General features: G+C 30.9%; 4 protein-coding genes. All 4 read right to left on the bottom strand.

Going from position 1 to position 5,546, the window contains the following annotated elements; all coding sequences use genetic code 11:
- The coding region (locus RYK07_RS08680; RefSeq protein WP_314853471.1) for a restriction endonuclease subunit S at window positions 1–1,133 on the bottom strand (1,133 nt) is incomplete at its 3' end.
- A gap of 22 nt (window positions 1,134–1,155) precedes the next feature.
- Window positions 1,156–2,526, bottom strand: a complete 1,371-nt coding sequence (locus tag RYK07_RS08675) for an SIR2 family protein (protein ID WP_314853470.1) — start codon at window positions 2,524–2,526, stop codon at window positions 1,156–1,158.
- Window positions 2,513–4,375 carry an ATP-binding protein gene (locus RYK07_RS08670; RefSeq protein ID WP_314853469.1) on the bottom strand — a complete coding sequence of 621 codons (1,863 nt, stop codon included), beginning with the start codon at window positions 4,373–4,375 and terminating at the stop codon, window positions 2,513–2,515. Before RYK07_RS08670 ends, RYK07_RS08675 begins: the two co-directional genes overlap by 14 nt.
- 8 nt (window positions 4,376–4,383) lie before the next feature.
- Complete coding sequence (locus RYK07_RS08665; protein ID WP_399546607.1) at window positions 4,384–5,442, bottom strand: SIR2 family protein; 1,059 nt, start codon at window positions 5,440–5,442, stop codon at window positions 4,384–4,386.
- Window positions 5,443–5,546: the final 104 nt, after the last annotated feature.

Genomic DNA, 5,546 nt, shown 5'->3' with positions numbered 1-5,546 from the left:
ATGGCTTGTTGTTCTTCAATACCTGGAATATTTAATTCCAAGCTAGAAATTATCATTTTATTTAAACCACCACGTGTTCCATCACCTGATGAAATTAAACGTAACTCATCATATCGTCTTCCTAAATCTGTATATAAGAATAAAAAATCAATATTACTACTTGTTTCAATCGCTGCAATTGATTGATTTGTGGTTAGTGGTATCTTATTTATTGCTACTCTACCTCTAGTTTGCCCCTGACCTGCTAAGGCAATTAAAACTGAATTCTGCTTAACCCATTTTGCACTAGAATTTTCTAGTCCAAGGCAAGATATCATTTCTTCTGTTTCATTTAAAATCTTCTTATTAATTTCTCCTGAAGACATCCATGGAATCTCTTTTGGATTCCAGAATTCCTTTACACCAGTTCTAGGTGTTCCACCAGTTATAATTCTACAGTTGTCTCCTAATTTAACAATTTCCCACTCACCTTCAAATCCATCCAAACGAATCTCAGGAACGGTCTGTCCAGCTTTGGGAAACATTTTTGAGAGCATGGTCGCCTTGAGAGATTGGTAATTAGCGAGATTTTCCTTGTAGCTAGCCAGAAGGTCGTCGAGGGTGCGGAAAAGAGAGCCGACGGCGGATTGTTCTTGAATACTAGGTATATTAACCTTTAACATCGCTATGTCACTAGCATTATATGAAGGTAGGGCGCCGATTTGTGTATACTTGGGCAAATTTATCGTTTGAAATAATGTTAAACCAAAATCTTTATCCCATGATTCATCGAAAGAGTAGCTCATAGTATTATTGTCAATCAGAAAAGGTTTAGTAACTAACCGTTTTCTATTTAACATCAATGCAGCACCAACTTTAGCAAATATGATAGCTGGAGTTTCATTAATAACTTTCCAACTATTTTTCATAATTTGCTCCTGTGTAACATAATTATTTGCATTCCTCATCTCAGTTTCATTTCCAATATTGTTCATATCAGAAACCTTAAAAAATGGAATCCCTTCTGTACCACCTTGCTGACTATCTGGAAAACCTATTCCTGATTTAAAACTTCCAAGCTGACCCAATTTATAATTATCCCATTTGTTATTAAATTTTTTTAATCTTATTCTGGGATTACTCTGTTTCATCATTTAAATCTCCACTAAAATATATCTAACAATACCATGGCATACAATGAGGGATTCCCCCATTCTTATAGGGGGTAACATGCTCTTTACAATAATGGTAAAGATCTAGAATTCTATTATCATTTAAATAGGATAATAACGCTCCTAAATCGTCAAAATTTTTATCATCAAAAAAGAACAGGGGTGGTAATAAAGCATCTTTATTTTCACTACATACGAACAATTCCAATGCCAAAAAACCATCAGAATACCCCCGATCATAGTAAGCTCTCAAATATTCATTTTCACTCATTCTTTGGTTATATAAATATAAATAACTATGAGCAACGTCATGAGTATAATTTGGAATTAATATTCTTCCTGATTTTTCGTCTGCTATAGAAAACTGAAAAGCATGTATCAAACCATCTTGGTAAGCTATTGTCAATAATAGCTCAGGATACTCTTGCAAAATTTCATGAAACTTTGCATCATCCATCCAACTTAAGTGTGCATTTATCAAAATTTTATTTGCTTCTTCTGCAAAACGATATACCTTACTGTCAATCAGAGTTCCTTGCTGAATAAGTTCATTTTTCAAAGATTTAACAAAAAATGTTCCATCAGTAATAATCGGAATTATATTTTTAGGGTGCTTCTCCAACCACTTTTCATCAATTGTAACTAAATAAAATTGATTTGCAAACTGTCCCAAATCATCTGAAAGAATCTCAATAATTTTATTCAAATCTTCATCACCGAAAGAAAAACCTACAAATACTACTGTTTTTGTTGATAATATAGTTTTTAACCTATCCCCAATAGGTTTTGTTGACAATTTTTGATAGCAATTTTCATAGTCTTCCTCAGTTGCAATAATTGAACCTATATTTTTTATAGAACCATGAATTTTAAAAACCCTTTTTTCAAACGTATCCCACAGAGCAACGTCTTCATTGTAAATAATTGGAAACATATCACAATTGTCCTCAAACAAAGTATCCCAATTTGTTGTTATTACAGTTCCAATCTGTGGAATTTTAGCAACTTCTTTGTGAAATTCTGAAGCAATGCGATATAATTCCGGAAAGTTTTCTATCATTTGAAATCTGCTATTTATCCTTTTAAATAGTTCTTTTCTACCATTTACAACATTTTCACAAAACAAACTCATTAATTTAGAAAAGGATAGATTTTCATCTACTTCAATATGATTTTTAATTACCAACTCATCTTTTATATCAGTATAAAATGAAGTAGGCATAACTTTTTTTGACTCCGTACTTATACCTGCACCACAGAATAATACTAAATCTCCCTTAATAACTGCCTGGATGACATCTTCAGGCAACATAAAATCCTTAGCATTATTACATTCTTTGCAACCTTCAATAAATTTTCCTTTAACTTTTACCATCATTTTCACTCCACAATTCAGTCAAAATAACATCATCACTATTCGGTCTAATTATCTCTTCTTTATCTACTTTCACAAATACTGGAACTTGAATAGCATTACCAGTAATTATAACCTCTCCTTTACCTAAACTAGGAATTTTATTAAAGGATGTTTTATCCAACGTAGGCATAGTATTTACCAGCATACGTAAATCATTATCATTAACCAATCTATGGATGAAATAATTATGAACTTGTGAAAGAATAGTCGGTGAAATATCTGCCGGTCGTTGACTAGATAAAGTTAAGTAGAAACCAAATTTTCGTCCTTCCTTAATTATTTCTTCAAAAATGCTTAATCTATAGTCCTGCCAAGTATCTCCTAAAGAATGATTTTGGGCGTTCAAAATATTATGAGCTTCATCAATAATTAAATGACTAGTGCATGTAACATCGTTTCCAGCTATCTTCGTTTTCTGTTGATCATAGATCATCTTAGAGATAAGCATAGGAACTAATCTAGTGATTTCCTGATTAGCGTGTACGAGGTTGATAATATTCAGACTAGAAAAATCATCTTCTATACTTTCTTTAACTTCAACAACTTTTTTCAAACTGTTTAAGGCTGTATCAATCCTGTGAAACAAAGGGTTAATATGTTCAATATTCGTTGATTTCCAAGCTGATTGGTGTACTTTCTGAAAATCAAAATGAAATTTTAATTTATCAAATTCTGATAATTGGTTAAATTTATCTTTTAAAGCCTCCTCTATTTCATCAATTTTAAGATACTTTATTTCAGAATCAGGAATAGGCGTATTAGGATTAATAATATATTTATTGGCACCATTAACTACTGTATAATAAGATTCTGTACTGTAGTTATAATACAAATTACTTTTTAAGACATTAAATAAATCATTATCAATGTACTTCTCTGAAATAGATATCCAATTATCTTTAGAATCTAGACTTGCAGAATTCCCAGTAGTTAAAACCCTTTTCAAGGTTCCTACTACAAAACGGGCAATACTCTCACCATTAAACTGTCTTTCATTCCAAATTTTAAGCGATTTTCTTAAAAAAGGAACTTGTGTGGCCGAAGTTGCTCCGAATAGAATTGACAAAATATCTGGATCAAATAAATAATCTGAGGTTATAGGAAGTTTAGTTGTTGTTTGATTTTTAGTATTAATTTCAAATACTCTTTTTTGATTGGTTACACCAAAGCTATCATCTTTTGTATATTCACCATTAAAATCAATAACATAGAATTTTGAATACTCTAAAATCTTCTCTCGATAGTCTGACCGAAATAATTCTAAAAATAATTTATGCAATGTATTAGACTTACCACTACCAGTATTCCCAAAAACACCAATATGAGAAGCAAAAATTTTATTAATCGATAATGGAACAACTTGACCTTCTAAGATTGATTTTCCTATAGAAATTGTTGGCTCAGATTCATTAATCCCATATATTAATTCTAAGTCCTGCTTTGAAGTAATACAAACTTCATTACCAATCATAGGTACATATTGGCTCGTCACTTGAAACACGCCATTTTCAATTACACCTTTTGTTTTTAAATGAATGATTCGATTTATAGAATTCTTTGAAAAACGATTATCAAATTCTGTACTTCGAATTGTATTTTGCTGATCAGCAACTTTTTCAGTAACAACAGAAGCGATAATTTTTACATTATTTTGCAAAATTGTCAAAAATGCACCAATTTTTGCACCTTGTAAAATATCTCCATACCATAAATACTCGGCATCATTAGATAATTGATACATTCCTACTTGAGAAATATCACCATCAACACCTACGATTACACCTAATTTTTTCACAACTCGGTTCATTATACTTCTTAATCCTCAATGATAAATAACTTTGTTAGACTACTTATATCAAAATTCCCACTTGTACTCAAAGTGTTCTTGTTTTCGACTTCTAAATCAGATGGTATCACTATCTGAAGATTTCTAGGAATATTATCAAGAGATAAGTTCTTCTTAATAACATCAAAATCGCTATCAGCATAACAAAAAATATAAATCATTAATTCTGGATTCTTTAAGGCTCTCCTTATCATCTTCGCAATATGATCATCTTGAAACGAGAATCCTATAACAATTAATACTGATTGTGGTTTGTCTAGCTCTAGTTGGAATACTCTTAACATATCATGAAAATGATTGTTAAGATATGTTTCCTGTCCTTCAAGTCCCGTAGGTCTAACAACAACTGGGTGATTGACAGTACACGTTCTTATTAAAATCTGATTATTTTCGCCTTTTTCCCAATTCATAGAGCCGTGAGGTTTAATTAAAGAGATTGAAGGAAGCTCATTTAAATAATTTTCATTTAATCCTCTATATGCTACACTTTTATTATAATTAGAACTATCTAACACTTTATAGAAATAACCATTGGCCCCATCATTAAATATGAGGTTATCGTTTTTCATTAATAAATCCAAAGATCTTTCAATAAATAAATCATAATTTGTGGTAAAAATATTAACATTCTTTGAAACCGTTCTGGAATTCGAAGTATAAAGTAATGCAATTATTTTTTCTAAAAACTTTATATATCGTTCTAATACAAAATCAATATTATCCTCAAAGGCGATAAATTTGTTCAGTTCAGTAAAATAATCTGTTGAGTACAAAGTCTGCCTATCTATATTCTCAACAAAGTACTTTATTCTATCATTATGATTAAAAGGTAAAAAAGAACTAACTTTCCATATATGATTCTCTAAATTAGTATTTGCAACTTCTTTACTTACAGGCATACCTTTATCATCTTTTGAAAAGAAATTCATTAAAGGAATTGCTGGATATGATACTCCAGAACCAATTAAAATATTCAAATTCTTTGTTAGAACATTTCTTTTAAATTGTTCAATGTTAAAGTCCGACACTATTCATTTCTCCTTCTCCTACCTCCCAACCCTCAACGGTTCAATCACCTCTTCGATCAGTTGGGTATAGGCTTCTTTGATTTGTTTTTTGTAGCTGAGTGGGT

Origin of the sequence: uncultured Granulicatella sp., assembly GCF_963528315.1 — a bacterium.
GTDB lineage: Bacteria > Bacillota > Bacilli > Lactobacillales > Aerococcaceae > Granulicatella.
Note: the sequence above shows the minus strand (reverse complement) of the source record. Positions and strands in the feature narration are given on the sequence as shown.

What these genes read in the sequence shown, in the direction of transcription:
- RYK07_RS08670 (WP_314853469.1), bottom strand. Translation starts at nt 4,375, where the DNA reads ATGAACCGAGTTGTGAAAAAATTAGGTGTAATCGTAGGTGTTGATGGT.
- RYK07_RS08675 (WP_314853470.1), bottom strand. Translation starts at nt 2,526, where the DNA reads ATGGTAAAAGTTAAAGGAAAATTTATTGAAGGTTGCAAAGAATGTAAT.